The sequence below is a fragment of the Rhizobium viscosum genome (genome assembly GCF_014873945.1).
GTDB lineage: Bacteria > Pseudomonadota > Alphaproteobacteria > Rhizobiales > Rhizobiaceae > Rhizobium > Rhizobium viscosum.
This window is the reverse complement of the sequence record NZ_JADBEC010000001.1, coordinates 1,664,320-1,679,906: the sequence shown is the minus strand read 5'-3', so window position 1 is coordinate 1,679,906 and position 15,587 is coordinate 1,664,320. Positions and strand designations below refer to the sequence as shown.

At 60.2% G+C, this 15,587-nt stretch carries 18 protein-coding genes; 11 read left to right on the top strand and 7 right to left on the bottom strand.

Annotation, left to right across the window (positions count from 1 at the left end; translation table 11 throughout):
• The 5 genes from H4W29_RS08465 to deoA are packed head-to-tail and all read left to right on the top strand — an operon-like array spanning position 1 to position 4,261.
• A complete protein-coding gene (locus H4W29_RS08465; protein ID WP_192728531.1) occupies positions 1–972 on the top strand; it encodes an ABC transporter permease in 972 nt (323 codons plus the stop codon).
• A gap of 1 nt (position 973) precedes the next feature.
• Entirely contained in the window at positions 974–1,363 is a 390-nt protein-coding gene (locus H4W29_RS08460) for a cytidine deaminase (protein ID WP_003544464.1), read from the top strand.
• Complete coding sequence (locus H4W29_RS08455) at positions 1,360–2,154, top strand: purine-nucleoside phosphorylase (protein WP_192728530.1); 795 nt, start codon at positions 1,360–1,362, stop codon at positions 2,152–2,154. Before H4W29_RS08460 ends, H4W29_RS08455 begins: the two co-directional genes overlap by 4 nt.
• A gap of 21 nt (positions 2,155–2,175) precedes the next feature.
• A complete protein-coding gene (gene deoC / locus H4W29_RS08450) occupies positions 2,176–2,952 on the top strand; it encodes a deoxyribose-phosphate aldolase (RefSeq protein WP_192728529.1) in 777 nt (258 codons plus the stop codon).
• Between the two features lies 1 nt (position 2,953).
• Positions 2,954–4,261: a thymidine phosphorylase gene (gene deoA / locus H4W29_RS08445; RefSeq protein ID WP_192728528.1), complete on the top strand. Its 1,308-nt coding sequence runs from the start codon at positions 2,954–2,956 to the stop codon at positions 4,259–4,261.
• Positions 4,262–4,267: 6 nt separating this feature from the next.
• Here the strand turns inward: deoA and H4W29_RS08440 are convergent, their stop codons facing one another.
• The 7 genes from H4W29_RS08440 to H4W29_RS08410 all read right to left on the bottom strand — a co-directional run bounded on the left by H4W29_RS08440 (position 4,268) and on the right by H4W29_RS08410 (position 9,856).
• A complete protein-coding gene (locus H4W29_RS08440; protein ID WP_192728527.1) occupies positions 4,268–4,834 on the bottom strand; it encodes a TIGR02281 family clan AA aspartic protease in 567 nt (188 codons plus the stop codon).
• A 125-nt stretch (positions 4,835–4,959) separates the two neighbouring features.
• A complete protein-coding gene (gene upp / locus H4W29_RS08435; protein WP_037100564.1) occupies positions 4,960–5,589 on the bottom strand; it encodes a uracil phosphoribosyltransferase in 630 nt (209 codons plus the stop codon).
• Between the two features lie 110 nt (positions 5,590–5,699).
• Positions 5,700–6,668, bottom strand: a complete 969-nt coding sequence (locus H4W29_RS08430; protein WP_192728526.1) for an adenosine deaminase — start codon at positions 6,666–6,668, stop codon at positions 5,700–5,702.
• Positions 6,665–7,885 carry a phosphopentomutase gene (locus H4W29_RS08425; protein WP_192728525.1) on the bottom strand — a complete coding sequence of 407 codons (1,221 nt, stop codon included), beginning with the start codon at positions 7,883–7,885 and terminating at the stop codon, positions 6,665–6,667. The genes H4W29_RS08430 and H4W29_RS08425 overlap by 4 nt, the downstream gene beginning before the upstream one ends.
• Before the next feature lie 243 nt (positions 7,886–8,128).
• Positions 8,129–8,710, bottom strand: coding sequence for a TadE/TadG family type IV pilus assembly protein (locus H4W29_RS08420; RefSeq protein WP_192730694.1), 582 nt, complete (start codon positions 8,708–8,710; stop codon positions 8,129–8,131).
• Positions 8,710–9,342, bottom strand: a complete 633-nt coding sequence (locus H4W29_RS08415) for a TadE/TadG family type IV pilus assembly protein (protein ID WP_192728524.1) — start codon at positions 9,340–9,342, stop codon at positions 8,710–8,712. The genes H4W29_RS08420 and H4W29_RS08415 overlap by 1 nt, the downstream gene beginning before the upstream one ends.
• Positions 9,343–9,454: 112 nt before the next feature.
• On the bottom strand, positions 9,455–9,856 hold the full coding sequence (locus tag H4W29_RS08410) for a pilus assembly protein N-terminal domain-containing protein (protein WP_192728523.1): 402 nt from the start codon (positions 9,854–9,856) through the stop codon (positions 9,455–9,457).
• A gap of 392 nt (positions 9,857–10,248) precedes the next feature.
• Between H4W29_RS08410 and H4W29_RS08405 the strand changes: the two genes are divergently transcribed.
• The 6 genes from H4W29_RS08405 (at position 10,249) to H4W29_RS08380 (ending at position 15,572) form a co-directional block, all read left to right on the top strand.
• Positions 10,249–10,455: a Flp family type IVb pilin gene (locus tag H4W29_RS08405; protein WP_192728522.1), complete on the top strand. Its 207-nt coding sequence runs from the start codon at positions 10,249–10,251 to the stop codon at positions 10,453–10,455.
• A gap of 117 nt (positions 10,456–10,572) precedes the next feature.
• Positions 10,573–11,085: an A24 family peptidase gene (locus tag H4W29_RS08400; RefSeq protein ID WP_192728521.1), complete on the top strand. Its 513-nt coding sequence runs from the start codon at positions 10,573–10,575 to the stop codon at positions 11,083–11,085.
• 110 nt (positions 11,086–11,195) lie between these two features.
• A complete protein-coding gene (gene cpaB, locus H4W29_RS08395; protein ID WP_192728520.1) occupies positions 11,196–12,011 on the top strand; it encodes a Flp pilus assembly protein CpaB in 816 nt (271 codons plus the stop codon).
• Positions 12,012–12,016: 5 nt separating this feature from the next.
• Positions 12,017–13,528, top strand: coding sequence for a type II and III secretion system protein family protein (locus tag H4W29_RS08390; protein WP_192728519.1), 1,512 nt, complete (start codon positions 12,017–12,019; stop codon positions 13,526–13,528).
• Entirely contained in the window at positions 13,525–14,277 is a 753-nt protein-coding gene (locus H4W29_RS08385) for a CpaD family pilus assembly protein (protein WP_192728518.1), read from the top strand. The genes H4W29_RS08390 and H4W29_RS08385 overlap by 4 nt, the downstream gene beginning before the upstream one ends.
• A 17-nt stretch (positions 14,278–14,294) precedes the next feature.
• Positions 14,295–15,572 carry a CpaE/TadZ family protein gene (locus tag H4W29_RS08380; protein ID WP_192728517.1) on the top strand — a complete coding sequence of 426 codons (1,278 nt, stop codon included), beginning with the start codon at positions 14,295–14,297 and terminating at the stop codon, positions 15,570–15,572.
• The last annotated feature ends 15 nt before the right edge of the window (positions 15,573–15,587 follow it).

Sequence of the window (15,587 nt, the reverse complement as noted above, 5' to 3'; positions counted from 1 at the left end):
ATGGAATATTATGAAATTTTCATCAGCGTTCTGAGCTCGACGATCCGGCTCTCCATTCCGCTGATCTTCACGGCACTTGCCGGCCTGTTTTCCGAACGCGCCGGCATCTTCGATATCGGTCTCGAAGGCAAGATGCTGGGCTCGGCCTTCGCCGCCGCCTGCGTCGCCTACCTCACCGGCTCGGCCTGGGCAGGCCTGGGTGCCGGCGTGGCCTGCTCGGTGGCGCTCAGCCTCGTGCACGGCTTTGCCTCGATCACCAATCGCGGCAACCAGATCATCTCGGGTGTGGCCATCAACTTCTTCATCGCCGGTATCACCATCGTGCTCGGCCAGGCCTGGTTCGGGCAGGGCGGCCGCACGCCGCAATTGCTGCCGGAGGCGCGCTTCGCACCGATCATTCTGCCTGGCGCCGATGCCATCCGTGGCGTGCCGATCGTCGGCCCGCTCTACGCAGGCGTTATCTCCGGCAACAATATCCTCACCTATCTCGCTTTCCTCGCCGTGCCTTTCTCCTGGTGGGTTCTCTATCGCACGCGCTTCGGCCTTCGCTTGCGCGCCGTCGGTGAAAATCCGGGTGCGGTCGATACGGCAGGCATTTCGGTGGCCTGGCTGCGCTACCGCGCCGTCATGTGCGCCGGCATTCTCTGCGGCTTTGCCGGCACCTATCTGTCGATCGCCCAGTCTGCGGCCTTCATCAAGGACATGTCGGCCGGCAAAGGCTATATCGCGCTCGCAGCCCTCGTCTTCGCCAAGTGGCGGCCGGTGCCCGTCATGTTCGCCTGCCTGCTTTTCGGCTTCCTCGATGCGCTGTCGAATTTCATGCAGGGCAAGTCGGTACCGCTGATCGGTGAAGTGCCGGTTCAGGTTTTCCAGGCTCTGCCCTATATCCTTACCTGTGTTCTGCTCGCCGGCTTCATCGGCGTTGCAATCCCGCCGAAGGCCGGCGGCGTGCCCTATGTGAAGGAGCGCTGATATGTCTCACGACCTGTTCGAAGCGGCTCGCGGCGCCATGGCCTTCGCGCACGCTCCTTATTCCAAGTTCCCGGTGGGCGCGGCGATCCGCGCCGAAGACGGCAAGGTCTATACCGGCGCCAATATCGAGAACCTTTCCTTCCCGCAGGGCTGGTGTGCCGAGCCGACGGCGATCGGCGCCATGATCATGGGCGGCGCCAAGAAGATCGTCGAAATGGCCGTCATCGCCGAAAAACTGCCGCTCTGCCCGCCCTGCGGCGGCTGCCGGCAGAAGATCTCGGAATTTGCCTCGAAGGAGACGAAAATCTATCTCTGCGACGAAGCCGGCGTGAAGAAGACCATGACCATGGAAGAGCTTCTGCCCTTCAGCTTTGAGACCGAACTCGGATGAACGCGACCGTCGATCTGCTGGCTGCTTTGCTCGGCGGGCTCAAGCCGCGTTACGGCATCGTGCTCGGCTCGGGCCTCGGCTCATTGGTCGATCAGGTCACGGATGCTGTCTGCATCCCCTACAAGGACCTGCCGGGCTTTCCGGTCAGTGCCGTCTCCGGTCATGCCGGAAACGTCGTTGCCGGCCATCTCGGTTCGGAGCCGGTCATCATGCTCTCCGGCCGCGTCCATTATTATGAAAAGGGCGATGCCAACGCCATGCGCGTCCCGATCGAGGTTTTGCAGGCCCTCGGCGTCGAAGCCCTGATCCTCACCAATTCGGCAGGCTCCCTGAAAGAGGAGATACCGCCGGGCTCCGTCATGCAGATTGCCGATCACATCAATTATTCCGGCATGAACCCGCTGATCGGGCAGGAGAGCGATCATCGTTTCGTCGGCATGACCAATGCCTATGACGCCGAGCTTTCGGCGGCCATGCGAGATGCGGCAAAGACGCTTGATATCCCGCTCGCAAGCGGCGTCTACATGTGGTTCTCCGGCCCGAGCTTCGAAACGCCGGCCGAAATCCGCATGGCCCGTATTCTCGGCGCCGATGCGGTCGGCATGTCGACCGTGCCTGAAGTCATCATCGCAAGAATGCTGGGCCTGAGGGTTGCGGCAGCCTCCGTAATCACCAACTATGGGGCTGGCATGACCGGAAACGAACTCAGCCACGAGGAAACCAAGGATATGGCGCCGGTTGGCGGTGCCCGTCTCGCCGCTATACTCAAAGAAATGATTGCCGGAAGCTGATTGCCGGCGGAGGAAGCGAATATGAATAGCCATTCCAGCCGGGAAACGGCTGCCGTCGCCCTGTCCCTTCTCGATCTCACCAATCTGAAGGACGATTGCACGCAGGAGCAGATCGACACGCTTTGCGCCCGCGCGCAGACACCCTATGGCACCAGTGCTGCAATCTGCATCTGGCCGCGTTTCGTCGCTCATGCCCGCATCGTGCTCGGCAAGGGCCACCCGGTCCGCATCGCGACCGTCGTCAATTTTCCCTCCGGCGACATGGAAATCGCCGATGTCGCCGCCGAAACGCGTGAGGCGATTGCCGACGGCGCCGATGAGATCGATCTCGTCATCCCCTATCGCAAGCTGATGGCAGGCAACGAGAAAGCCGTCACCGACATGGTTGCGGCCGTACGCGCCGAATGCGTTGCGCCTGTCCTGCTGAAGGTCATCATCGAGACCGGTGAGCTGAAGGATGCCGCCCTCATCCGCCGCGCTTCCGAACTGGCGATCGAAGCGGGCGCCGATTTCATCAAGACCTCCACCGGCAAGGTTGCCGTCAACGCGACGCTGGAAGCGGCCGACATCATGATCCGCGCTATCAGAGAGAGCGGTCGCAAGGTGGGCTTCAAGCCGGCCGGCGGCATTTCGACCGTTGCCGATGCTGCGCTTTATCTGAGCCTCGCCGAAACCATCATGACGCCGGACTGGGCCATGCCCTCCACCTTCCGTTTCGGCGCTTCCGGCCTCCTCGACAACATCCTTTCCGTTCTCAGCGGCACGGAACCCAAGCCGGCGGCAGCCTCGAGCTATTGAGATGATCCCGCAGGAGATCATCCGCCAGAAGCGCAACGGCGCCGAACTGCCGACTGGCGATATCGACGCCTTTATCGCGGCGCTTGCGGCGGGCGACCTGTCGGAAGGTCAGATCGGTGCCTTCGCCATGGCGGTCTGGTTCAAGGGCATGTCGCGCACCGAAACCGTTGCGCTGACGCTCGCCATGGCGCGCTCCGGCGACATGCTCTCCTGGGACGGCATCGACCGCCCGGTTGCCGACAAGCACTCGACCGGCGGGGTGGGCGACAACGTCTCGCTGATGCTTGCCCCGATCGCGGCCGCCTGCGGCCTGGCCGTGCCGATGATATCAGGCCGCGGCCTTGGTCATACCGGCGGCACGCTGGACAAGCTCGAATCCATTCCAGGCTATACGATCAATCCGGATGCCGCTCTCTTCCGAAAGGTGGTGAAGGAAGTCGGCTGCGCCATCATCGGCCCGACGGGTGCATTGGCCCCGGCCGATGGCCGGCTCTATGCCGTGCGCGACGTGACGGCGACCGTCGATTCCATCCCGCTGATCACAGCCTCGATCCTGTCGAAGAAACTCGCCGCCGGCCTGCAGACGCTGGTGCTCGACGTCAAGACCGGCAACGGCGCTTTCATGGCCGATCCCGAGCAGGCGATCGCGCTGGCGCATTCGCTGGTGGAAGTCGCAAATGGCGCGGGCGTGAAGACATCCGCACTGATCACGGACATGAACCAGCCGCTTGCCGATAGCGCCGGCAATGCCGTGGAACTGCGCAACTGCCTCGATTTCCTGGCAGGCCGAAAGACCGGTACCCGCCTCGAAACGATCGTGCTTGCCTTCGCCGCCGAAATGCTCGTGCAGTCGGGTATCGCGACTTCGCTCCTCGAGGCGGAGAGCAAGGCACAGGATGCTCTCTCTTCCGGCAAGGCTGCCGAGATCTTCGGGCGCATGGTGCATATGCTGGGCGGCCCGGCCGATCTTCTGGAGCGGCCGGATGCCTATCTGCGCCGGGCGCCGGTCGAGCGTCCCGTTCCGGCATCCCGTTCTGGCTGGCTCGCCGCCTGCGATGCCCGTGATGTCGGCGTCAGCGTCATCGACCTCGGCGGCGGACGCCGCCACCCGGCCGACAGGATCGACCACAGCGTCGGCTTCACCGGCCTGCTGCCGCTTGGAACGCATGTGCATGAAGGCGATCCGATCGCTCTCGTTCACGCCTCGGACGAGGCTTCTGCCGAAAGGGCCGTCGTCGCCCTTGCCGCAAACTATCGTATTGCCGACGAGAAGCCGGAGCTTCCCCCGGTTATCGCCGGCCGTATCTGATGGAACTTACTGCTTGAGGCTGAGTGAGCCGTCGGCCACTGAGTAGGAGGCAAGCTTCTGCAGGAAGCTCATACCGACAAGCGTGCCGCTCAACGCCTCGTCTTTCAGCACGAAGGCTTCGACGCTGCGAACGCGAATGCCGCCGATTTCCACGCGGTCGAGCATCACATGCGCCGCCTTGGTCTGGCCGTTCGCCGTATTCACGGCATAGCGGAAATCGAGCTGGTTGCCGGAAAAGCCGAGCCTGCGGGCGAGGCTTTCGTTGAGTGCGACATAGGTGGCGCCGGTATCGATCAGCCCCTGTACGGGCTTGCCGTTGATCCTGAAATTGCCGGTATAGTGGCCCTGGGCATCCGCCTGCAGGCGGATCATGCCCCCATTGGCGATCGTAGCAGGCGCATCGGGCGCGCTATCCTCGGTCGAGACGAAATTTGCGGAAATCGTATTGCCGGGCTGCGTCATGCGGGTGAGCAGAGAAGGCACCTGTGTCGCCAGCGCCGCCGCGATGCTGGCAAATATGACGGTACGCATGAGCATGAAACAGAAATCCTTCCTGTATAAACCCCGCCTCATGCGGGACCTCACGCTTCAGGCAGCTAAGCCATAAGTGCTGAAAAGTCGCTAACGGCGACATAAAAAGGCCCGGAACGAAGTACCCGGGCCTTGAAGTGCTTTCGAATTGGTAAAGGAAGCTGAAATTATTTGGTACCGTACATCCGGTCGCCGGCATCGCCGAGACCGGGCACGATATAGCCCTTCTCGTTCAGATGACTGTCGATTGCCGCGGTGAAGACCGGAACGTCCGGATGCGCGGCACGGAAGTTCTTGATACCTTCAGGAGCGGCCAGCAGGCAGAGGAAGCGAATATTGTGCGCTCCGCGCTCCTTCAGCTTGTCGATGGCGGCAATCGAGGAATTGCCGGTCGCAAGCATCGGATCGACGACGATGATCAGGCGCTCGGCGACATCCTCAGGCGCCTTGAAGTAATATTCGACCGGCTGCAGCGTTTCATGGTCGCGATAAACGCCGATATGCGAGACGCGGGCCGACGGTACCAGATCGAGCATGCCTTCCAGCAGCCCGTTGCCGGCGCGCAGGATGGAGGCAAAGACCAGCTTCTTGCCTTCGAGGATCGGCGACTGCATTTCCTGGATCGGCGTTTCGATCGTCTCCATGGTCAGTTCCAGATCGCGCGTCACTTCATAACAAAGCAGTGTCGAGATTTCGCGCAACAGCCGGCGGAAGCTGCCTGTCGAGGTTTCCTTGCGCCGCATGATGGTGAGTTTGTGCTGCACGAGCGGGTGATCGATGACTGTGACGCCGTCCATAGGGAAACCTTCCAATTCTTTGTTCTTATCGGCTGTTTCTTTCATGGAAACCGCCTTCACTTCAAGAGCGGAGGCGAATTTGCCTGGACCATTAACAATCTCACGCGCCTTTAAAGGCGGGCAAGCAACGCTCTGCGGGTCCCTTCATCGACGAAAGCAGCTTCGATTGCCGTTCGCGTCATTGCATTGATTTCGGCATCGCTGAAGCCGAAGGTTTCCGAGGCAAGCTCGTATTCCCGCTTCAGCGATGTGTGGAAGAAGGGTGGATCATCGGAGCTGATCGTCACATTCACGCCGGCATCCCGCAGTTGACGCAGCGGGTGCGAGACGAAATCCGGGAAAACCTTGAGCGCGATATTCGAGCCGGGGCAGACCTCCAGCACCGTGCCGAGGTCTGCGAGCCGCTTGACGAGGTCGGCATCCTCGATTGCCCGCACACCGTGGCCGATCCGCGAGGGGCGCACCTCGTCCAGTGCGTCCGAAACGCTGAAGGCGCCGCAAACTTCACCGGCATGGATGGTCAGGCCGAGCCCTGCATCGCGGGCGATGTCGAAGGCACGCGCATAGTCGGCAACGCGGCCCATCCGCTCCTCGCCGGCGAGATTGAAGCCCGTGATCAGTGGATTATTGGCCTTCGCCGCATATTCCGCAGCGCCGATCACGCTTTCCGGACCGAAATGCCGTTCCCCGGTCACGATCAGCCGCGCCTCGATGCCGCTTTTTGCCTTCGCCCGGCGGATGCCTTCGCAAACACCGGACATATAGGCGTCTGCACCAAGGCCGATGCGCTTGCCGTGATCGGGCGAAACGATGAGCTCGCTGTAGATCGTACCGATGCCGGCAAGTTCTTCCAGATAGGTTTCCGTCAGCAGTGCATAGTCTTCCTCGGTCTTGTAGACCTCGGAAACCTTGTCGTAACATTCGAGAAAGCTTGCAAAATCGTGCCAGACATAGGTGCTGCCCTGCAGATGGGCGCTGATGTCGATGTTGTATTTGCGCGCCTGAGCCTCGGTCAGAGCAGGGGGAGCGGCACCCTCCAGATGGCAGTGCAGCTCGACCTTCTTCAAATGCGATGTCACAGAAAACTCCTCCCGTACGGCCCCGCGGGAATGCCGAGATGCCGCGCAACGCTTTCGCCGATATCGGCATAGGTCCGACGCACGCCGACCGAACGTGACCTGATGCCGGGACCGTAAGCGATAACAGGCACGCGCTCGCGCGTATGGTCCGTGCCGCGCCAGGTCGGGTCGCAGCCGTGATCGGCGGTCAGGATCACGAGGTCGCCGGCCCGCAGTTTCTGGTTAACCTCAGTCAGACGTTCGTCGAAGGCTTCGAGAGCCGCCGCATAACCCGGCACGTCGCGGCGATGGCCATACAGCATGTCGAAATCGACGAAATTGGTGAAGACGAGATCGCCGTCCTCCGCCTCGTCGATCGCAGCAAGGGAAGCATCCATCAGGGCATCGTTGCCATTTGCCTTGATGACCCTGGAAACGCCCTGGTGGGCGAAGATATCGCCGATCTTGCCGATAGCGTGCACATTGCGGCCATGCTGGACGAGCCGGTCGAGCAGCGTCGGCTCCGGCGGCGGCACCGAAAAGTCACGGCGGTTGCCCGTTCTCTGGAAGGTCGCAGCGCTCTGGCCAATGAAGGGGCGCGCGATGACGCGGCCGATATTGTAGGGGTCGAGCAGGCTGCGGGCGATCTGGCAGAAGTTGAGCAGGCGGTCGAGACCGAAATAGACCTCATGAGCGGCCACCTGGAACACGGAATCCGAGGAAGTGTAGCAGATCGGCTTGCCGCTGCGCATATGCTCTTCACCGTAACGGGCGATGATCTCGGTTCCCGAGGCATGGCAATTGCCGAGAATGCCCGGCACATCAGCTGCGCGGCAGAGCGCTTCGATCAGTTCCTGCGGAAAGGCATCGCCTTCGCTCGGAAAATAACCCCAGTCGAAGGTGACGGGCGTTCCGGCGATTTCCCAATGACCTGACGGCGTGTCCTTGCCGCGCGAAGTTTCGTTGGCGGCGCCATAGAGGCCGTAGATCTTGTCCGGCAGCGGCATGCCGGCCGGAAACTGGCCGGAGGCCGCCCGCGCGATATGCAGCAGCCCGAGCGCCGACATGTTCGGCAGTGTGAGGGCCCCCGAACGCAGGCCGGCGCGGTCGGCAGCACCTGCCGCACAGAATTCGGCGATATGGCCGAGCGTATCGGCGCCTTCATCGCCATAGGCTGCCGCATCCGGCGCTCCGCCGACACCGAAGGAATCCAGAACGAAGAGAAAGGCACGCGCCATTTTTCACCCGTATTGACTGCTGTCGTCAGCCTGTGGCTGGAACGACCTGATTACAGCGCCGCGCGTCTTTTCGGACGCGCAAAGGACGCTGTAGCACTTTAAATTGCTGCATAATTTTATCCTTAAATCGATTCCGATTTAAGGAATTATGCAGGAGCGCCCAGCCATATAATGACGGGAACCGCTTGGCAAATTTGCGGTGTGGAACTTAAAGTTTGGCGGGCGGATCGGGGGCGGCGCGCTTTAGCAATCGCCGCAGGGAATATTTTCACCCTGCCGCTGGCGATAGAAATAGCTGCGGCTGATCGTGATGGTGCGCGTCTCCGCCGGCAAGAAGCTGGGAGCAAAGACGAGCAGCGTATAGGGCGTGCTGAGCTCGGTGCGGATGAGGAAGCTGTTTGCCTTCTTCATTTCCGTCGGCACATCGGAAACCGCGCTGTTTTTGGCATAGGGTGCCGCACCGCTTGGGGCCCAGGACCAGAGAACCGTGGGATTGGCGCTGCCGTCGATCTGGATTGCCGTGACCTTCAATGAGAGAGCGGAACCGTCAAAAGGCGCAAAGATCGCCGGGGCGGCTTTGGCGATATCTGTAAGCGAGCTTTTGGTGACGCTCTGCTGCTGGGTGATGATATCGGCGATCGAGCCGGCCGCACGTGTCGTGCGCTTGCTGACGTTGAGCCCGATCGTGATCTCGAATGCGCCGAGATAGAGCATGACCAGAACCGGGAAGATGATTGCAAACTCGATGGCGCCCACGCCCTTCCGGTCGTGTACAAGGCGCCGCGCCGTCGAGGCCAGCCATATCAGAGGTGTGCGGCGCGCCATCATGGATACTGCTCATTCTGGAAGGCCGCCGTGGCGACAACAAGATATTCGCTCGGCATGGAACTGCCGACCGGGCGAAGGCCGGTGACATAGGGACGGACGAGATCGACCATGATGGACCAGCGGTAATAGGCACGCACCATGTTGATCGAGCCGGGGCCGCCAGGCGTGAACTTGAAATCCGAAACCTTGAGATCGGAATATTTATCCGCAGACACGCGCGGGATCGTCGTCGGGATCGAGGCAAAGGTCGTGAAGCTGCGCACATCCAGATAAAGCTTGTCTGGTGTCGCCGCCTCCGTCTGCGAACAGCGGATGATGATCGAGATTTCGTCGCAGAAGGCCTGCCGGAACTGTGTCTGCGTTTTATAGCCCGCGCGCGTGGGATCGACGAATGTGATCTGCCCCGTCCGCATCTGGCGGCTCATCGTATCGACGGCGTTCGAGACGAGCTGCTCCGCCGCAAAGGCGATGAAGGTTTCCAGGATGGCGAATATGATGATGAAATAAGGAATGGCGAGCAGCGCGAATTCGATCGCGGCGGAACCGTCGCGCGAGCGGGCCAGGGCGCGAAGTCTGGATAAACGGAGGGACGCACGCACCTTGCCCGTCTCCTGCTCACTGATCGCCATAGTCTGGCCCCGAAAATGTTCTTCGGGCGCCACACTAAGGGGCGTTCGTTGATTTTCCGTTTCAGGTCGGAGCAGCTATTTTAACGAATAGGTGTGAGCTGGGCGTAATCAGCTAGTTTCCGGAAGCCGCTTCACCCTGCTGTGAATGCTGCTCGCAATTGGGCGTGCAGGAAAGAACCGAGCGCTCCGTCTGGCGAAAAACGCGCACTGTATTGCCTTCATCGATGGAGACGAGAATGCGTTCGTCCAGAATGGCGTTGCCGTCGCGATCGAGCAGCACGATGTTGGTCGTGCCGAAGGCGCGGCCCGTCAATACGATCGTCTTTGCGTCGGCGACCGTCGCATCGGCAACCTTGGAATTGCCGACGATGACCTTGCTGACCGGCCGGTCGAGCTTCAGGACGCGCGCGTGATCCATATAGACGCGCAGCATGTCTTCCTGGGCGGAGGCCGCGGATGCCGTAAGAGCCGCAATCACCCAGGCAAAGAAAACGGTCTTGCCGTTCGATGGCATTTTGGCCCTCTTTCACGATCGCAATGCAAATTGCAGATAGAATGGAAAAAAATGGTGAACGAAGCTTTAAGCCTTCCATGCCATGTTCATGAGTGAAACGCCCTGGATTGTTTAGGCACGCCTCGATGAGGCATGAAATCGACGGGCACCGGAAATTCGTGCCATTTCTGGATGATTGAAAGCTATTGCTACACTTTGCTTCCGAAAATTCCTTAGAAATGCAAGCAATGTAGTAAGGAGTTACTTACCCTGATGGGGCCGGTTGTCTCGTTTACACCTTGTTAACGTATTTCATTAAGTCGATGGAAACGGCCATTCGCTAGGTTGCAGCCATCCGATCAACGGCAACAGTTGGCGGACGTGCTGAACATCAACTGGAGTTAGAGGTAACCATGACCAAGCTTTTTAGCCGTTTTCTGAAGGATGAATCCGGCGCGACCGCAATCGAATACGGCCTGATCGCCGCCCTCATTTCCGTAGCGCTCATCGCTGGCGCCACAACGCTCGGCGGCAAGATCGGCGACACGTTCAATAATCTTGGCGTTCAGATGGATAAGGCCAAGACCGCTTCTGCGACAACCCCGGCAACGCAGCAATAAGGTTTGCTGCAAGGCATGAATAGTTAAGGGCTGGATTTGATCTGGCCGACACATTGAGTGGGCTCACAGCTGAACGGCGGTGAGCCTTTTCGAATCCTGCTATGATCAGGTGAGAATATGATAGCAGCTGCAGTTTTTGTGACACTGCCACTCTGCCTCGCTATGGCGGCATTCTCGGATCTATTTACGATGACGATCCCGAACCGTATTTCGCTGATCCTTATCGCTTCTTTTGTCATTATTGCGCCGCTATCCGGCCTCGGTTGGGAAATCATCGGCATGCATTTTGCCGGCGCAGCGATCGTCTTTTGCGCCTGCTTTGCGCTGTTTGCGGTCAACGTCATGGGCGGCGGAGATGCCAAGCTCTTGAGTGCCGCCGCACTCTGGTTCGGCTTCAACCAATCGCTTCTTCTTTTAGTAGCCGATATCGGATTGATAGGCGGTGTCCTGACACTGCTTATTCTACTGGTAAGATCGCAAGCGAACACAATTCTCGCCATCGGCTTGCCATTACCGACTTCTGTCCTGCTTGCGAAGAAAATACCCTACGGTATTGCTATCGCGATCGGCGGCTTCATGGCCTTCCCGTCATCGCCGCTGTTCATTGCGGCACTGGAAAGCCTGAAATGACGGCACTTTAATCGGCCGTTAACTTAGAATCTAAGTGTTCCATTAACCATAATTATACCAATTCCTGAGCATTCTGCGGGGCGAACGCGTTGTGCCCCAAGGAATGATCAATGAAACCGGCCCGCCTTATTATCCTAGCTGTCGCCGTGGTGGCAGCCGGCCTTGCCGGTCTTCTTGCGATGAACATGGCCGGTAGTGGCGGTGTCGTAACGAAAGTCCAATCCGTTATCGAGAAGGAGCCGACCGTCAACGTCCTGGTCTCCAGTGCCAATCTTCCTGTCGGCGCGAGACTGGATGAGAAGGCCGTCCACTGGATGGCCTGGCCGCAGAATGGTGTTGTCCAGGGCTTCATTACCGAGACTGACCGGCCGGACGCGATCAAGGATCTGCAGGGCGCCGTCGTGCGCTTGCCCGTCTTCGAAGGAGAGCCGATCCGTCCGGAGAAGGTCGCCGATTCCAACAGCCGTATCCTGTCCTCGCTGCTGCCTGCCGGCAAGCGCGCCGTGGCGACCGAGATTTCCGTCGCGACTGGTGCGGGCGGCTTCATCCTCCCCAACGACCGCGTCGACGTCAACATGGTGCGCAAAGGGCAGGGCACGGACAAATACATAACCGAAACCGTGCTGAGCAATGTCCGTGTTCTCGCCATCGACCAGCAGATCGAGGAAAAGGAAGACGGCACTAAGGCAGCGGTTGGCACGACAGCAACGCTGGAACTGACCCCCGACCAGACCAAGGTTCTGGCCGTCGCGCAACAGATGGCCGATCGCCTTTCGCTTGCCTTGCGCTCCGTTGCCGACGCGAAGGAGCAGGACACCAGCGCGGCAGATTATCTGCTGAGCGGCGATAACGGCAGCGCACTCATCCAGGTCATCAAGTCCGGCTCCATCGTCACGGATGCCACCGGCTCAGTGAAGCCGGAGTAAGGGAAATGCAGATGGGCAACTCAACACAGCGCACCAGGCTTTTCCTCACCGCCTGCCTTTCCCTGGCAATGGCTGCCGCCGGCATCACGCCGGTCTCCTTCATCGCATCCTCGGGTATCGAACAGGCCAATGCCGCGTCGGAAAGCCTCATCCGCATATCGCAGGGCGGCCCCGGCGCGCATCGTCGCGTGAAGCTCGGTCTCAACAAGGCTGTCGTCGTCGATCTGCCCGCCGACGCGCACGATATTCTCGTTTCCGACCCGGTCATGGCCGATGCCGTGACCCGTACCTCGCGGCGCATCTACCTGTTCGGCAAGAAGGTCGGACAGACCAATATTTTCGTATTCGGCGCCAGCGGCGAAGAGGTCGTCAGCCTCGATGTCGAGATCGAACGCGACGTCTCCGGTCTCGAGACCAATCTGCGCCGCTTCATCCCGGACTCCGCCATCAAGGTCGAGATCGTTTCCGACAATATCGTGCTGACCGGTACCGTTCGCACACCGCAGGATGCCGTCCAGGCGGCAGCGCTCGCCAAGGCCTTCCTGAAAGGCGGCGAGGCCACGACGCGCGAAAGAAGCATTTCCGGCAGCGGTGGAGACAATGCGGTTGCGCTCTTTGACGAAGCCCGCCAGGAGTCCCAGGTCGTCAACCTCCTGAAGATCGAGGGCGAGGACCAGGTCACGCTCAAGGTCACGATCGCCGAGGTTCGCCGCGAAGTCCTGAAACAGCTTGGTTTCGACAATCTCGTCACCAATTCCTCGGGCATGACCGTCGCCCAGCTCGGCAACCCATCGACGAATACTGCCACATCCGTCATCGGTGGCGGCCTCGCAGCACTCTTCAAGAACTCGATCGGCAAATACGATATTTCGACCTATCTGAACGCGCTGGAACAGGGCAAGGTTGTCCGCACGCTGGCCGAGCCCACGTTGACGGCGATCTCTGGACAGGCCGCGACTTTCAATTCCGGTGGCCAGGTTCTCTACTCGACGACGGACAATAACGGCAATGTCACCGTCGTCCCCTATAACTACGGTATCAATCTGGCCTTCAAGCCGGTCGTCCTGTCTTCCGGCCGCATCGCGCTGCAGATCAAGACCAACGTCTCCGAGCCGGCGCCGTCGGTATCGGGTGCAGCCCCCACCTATCAGCGCCGCTCGGCCGAAACTTCGGTCGAACTTCCCTCGGGTGGTTCGATCGCTCTTGCAGGCCTCATCCGCGACAACATTTCCCAGACGATGAACGGCACACCTGGCGTCTCGAAGCTCCCGCTTCTCGGCACGCTCTTCCGCCAGAAGGGGGTTGAGCGCCAGGAAACGGAGCTCGTCATCATCGCGACGCCCTACCTGGTGCGTCCGGTGGCGCGCAATCAGCTTAACAGGCCGGATGACAATTTCAGCCCGACGAATGATGCGTCCGCCTTTTTCATGAACCGCGTCAATAAGGTTTACGGCAGCTCTCAGGCGCCGGTTGCCGATGCGCAGTTCCACGGTTCCATCGGATTTATCTACAAATGAGCGGGGCACGGTCTGAACCGATGAAAACGAACAGAGATCAGGCGATGGCCCATTGGAGCGCGAAACATTCCCGCACGACGAAGCCTCTGTTCGTGGCTGCATCACTCGCCGTTGCCATCCTTTCCGGCTGCGCCGGCCCGCGTGACCAGCTTACGACCGGTGGCATTCCCGATGATTACCGGGAGCGCCACCCCATTGTCGTGACGGAAGCCGAACAGACGGTAGATATTCCCGTCGCCTCTAGCGATCGCCGCCTATCGATCGCCCAGCGCGAACTGATCCGTGGTTTTGCGCAAAATTACGTGTCACGCGCCTCCGGCCCAGTCTACATCCTGTCCCCTGAGGGTTCAGCAAATGCAGGAGCAGCGCGTGCCTTGCGCAGCCAGGTTCGCGTTGAACTTGCTTCGCGCGGCATTGCCAGCAACAAGATCATCAATACGTCCTATGCGGCGCCCGGCGTTCTCGACGCCGCGCCAATACGCTTGAGCTTCACTGGTACGACGGCGGTAACGACCCAGTGCGGTCAGTGGCCGAAGGATATCTCGGCCGATTTCACGAACCAGAATTACTACAATTTCGGCTGCGCCTCGCAGAACAACCTCGCCGCCCAGGTCGCCAATCCGGAAGATTTCGTCGCTCCCCGTGGCATGACCCCGATCGATGCGGAGCGGCGTAACGAGGCGATCAAGGAATACCGGACGACGACGTCCACAATCGAGGAGATCGATTCCGGCCAGACCGGTTTCTGATCAGACGGAATGGAACAATGAGCACCGTCGACTACGAGATCAAGAATACCAGCGAGCTTCGCCATGCCGAAGAGGCGATGCGCATGGGCGAACTGGAAAATATGCGGCCGCTGCCGCGCATCTCCGTTCACGCCTTCTGCGAAAGCGAAGGATTGCAGCGGATGATGGAGCGCTGCGCCAACGACCGGCGCCTGTCGAAAGTCAGTCTGCGTATCACCAGCGGCGGCACGGCGGCGGCTGCGAACATGTTCGCAGGCGCACCGACACCGAACCTGATCATCCTGGAAACCAGGGCGAACCCGGCCAACCTGCTCGCCGAGCTCGCGCCGCTCGCCGCCGTCTGCGATCCCTCGACCAAAGTCATCATCGTCGGTTACTACAATGATATCGGTCTCTACCGCGATCTGATCCGCAACGGCATTTCCGAATATATGGTCCAGCCTGTCGCCATGCCCGATATCATGGGCGCGATGGCGACGATCTTCGTCGATCCGGAAGCCGAGCCGCTTGGCCGCAGCATCGCCTTCATCGGCGCCAAGGGCGGGGTCGGCGCATCGACTGTCGCTCATAATTGCGCCTTCGGCATCTCGAACCTGTTCTCGACCGAGACGATCCTGGCCGATCTCGACCTGCCCTATGGCACGGCGAACATCGATTTCGATCAGGATCCGGCCCAGGGCATTGCCGAAGCCGTCTTTGCGCCGGAGCGGCTTGACGAGGTTTTTCTCGATCGCCTGCTGACCAAGTGCTCGGAGCATCTTTCGCTGCTGGCTGCCCCCTCGCTGCTCGACCGCGCCTATGATTTCGAGGGCCAGGCCTTCCAGCCTGTCATGGATGTGCTGCAGCGCAGCGCGCCCGTAACGGTGCTCGACGTTCCGCATGCCTGGTCGGACTGGACCCGCTCGGTACTGTCGAACGCCGACGAAGTGGTTATCTGCGCGGTTCCCGATCTCGCCAACCTGCGCAATACCAAGAACATGCTTGATGCGCTCCGCAAGATGCGCCCGAACGACAAGGTACCGCATCTCATTCTCAATCAGGTCGGCATGCCGAAGCGGCCGGAAATCTCGGTTTCCGATTTCTGCGAGCCGCTGGAGGTCGAACCGATTGCCATCATCCCCTTCGATATCGGCCTCTTCGGAAACGCCGCCAACAGTGGCCGGATGATTTCGGAGGTCGATCCGAAGTCTCCGACGGCGGAGACTTTTTCGCAGATCTCGCACATCGTTACGGGGCGCGTGGCAATCAAGAAATCCAGGAAGGGCGGCCTTCTCGGCCTTCTGAAGCGTAAGTGAACGAGTAGGATTGGA

Bases quoted from the DNA above. Each gene is read 5' to 3' on its own strand.
- H4W29_RS08415 (WP_192728524.1), bottom strand. From the start codon at position 9,342: ATGGCGATCAGTGAGCAGGAGACGGGCAAGGTGCGTGCGTCCCTCCGT.
- H4W29_RS08400 (WP_192728521.1), top strand. From the start codon at position 10,573: ATGATAGCAGCTGCAGTTTTTGTGACACTGCCACTCTGCCTCGCTATG.
- upp (WP_037100564.1), bottom strand. From the start codon at position 5,589: ATGGACGGCGTCACAGTCATCGATCACCCGCTCGTGCAGCACAAACTC.
- H4W29_RS08405 (WP_192728522.1), top strand. From the start codon at position 10,249: ATGACCAAGCTTTTTAGCCGTTTTCTGAAGGATGAATCCGGCGCGACC.
- H4W29_RS08385 (WP_192728518.1), top strand. From the start codon at position 13,525: ATGAGCGGGGCACGGTCTGAACCGATGAAAACGAACAGAGATCAGGCG.
- H4W29_RS08460 (WP_003544464.1), top strand. From the start codon at position 974: ATGTCTCACGACCTGTTCGAAGCGGCTCGCGGCGCCATGGCCTTCGCG.
- H4W29_RS08390 (WP_192728519.1), top strand. From the start codon at position 12,017: ATGCAGATGGGCAACTCAACACAGCGCACCAGGCTTTTCCTCACCGCC.
- H4W29_RS08410 (WP_192728523.1), bottom strand. From the start codon at position 9,856: ATGCCATCGAACGGCAAGACCGTTTTCTTTGCCTGGGTGATTGCGGCT.
- H4W29_RS08455 (WP_192728530.1), top strand. From the start codon at position 1,360: ATGAACGCGACCGTCGATCTGCTGGCTGCTTTGCTCGGCGGGCTCAAG.
- H4W29_RS08380 (WP_192728517.1), top strand. From the start codon at position 14,295: ATGAGCACCGTCGACTACGAGATCAAGAATACCAGCGAGCTTCGCCAT.
- deoA (WP_192728528.1), top strand. From the start codon at position 2,954: ATGATCCCGCAGGAGATCATCCGCCAGAAGCGCAACGGCGCCGAACTG.
- cpaB (WP_192728520.1), top strand. From the start codon at position 11,196: ATGAAACCGGCCCGCCTTATTATCCTAGCTGTCGCCGTGGTGGCAGCC.
- H4W29_RS08420 (WP_192730694.1), bottom strand. From the start codon at position 8,710: ATGGCGCGCCGCACACCTCTGATATGGCTGGCCTCGACGGCGCGGCGC.
- H4W29_RS08465 (WP_192728531.1), top strand. From the start codon at position 1: ATGGAATATTATGAAATTTTCATCAGCGTTCTGAGCTCGACGATCCGG.
- H4W29_RS08440 (WP_192728527.1), bottom strand. From the start codon at position 4,834: ATGAGGCGGGGTTTATACAGGAAGGATTTCTGTTTCATGCTCATGCGT.
- deoC (WP_192728529.1), top strand. From the start codon at position 2,176: ATGAATAGCCATTCCAGCCGGGAAACGGCTGCCGTCGCCCTGTCCCTT.
- H4W29_RS08425 (WP_192728525.1), bottom strand. From the start codon at position 7,885: ATGGCGCGTGCCTTTCTCTTCGTTCTGGATTCCTTCGGTGTCGGCGGA.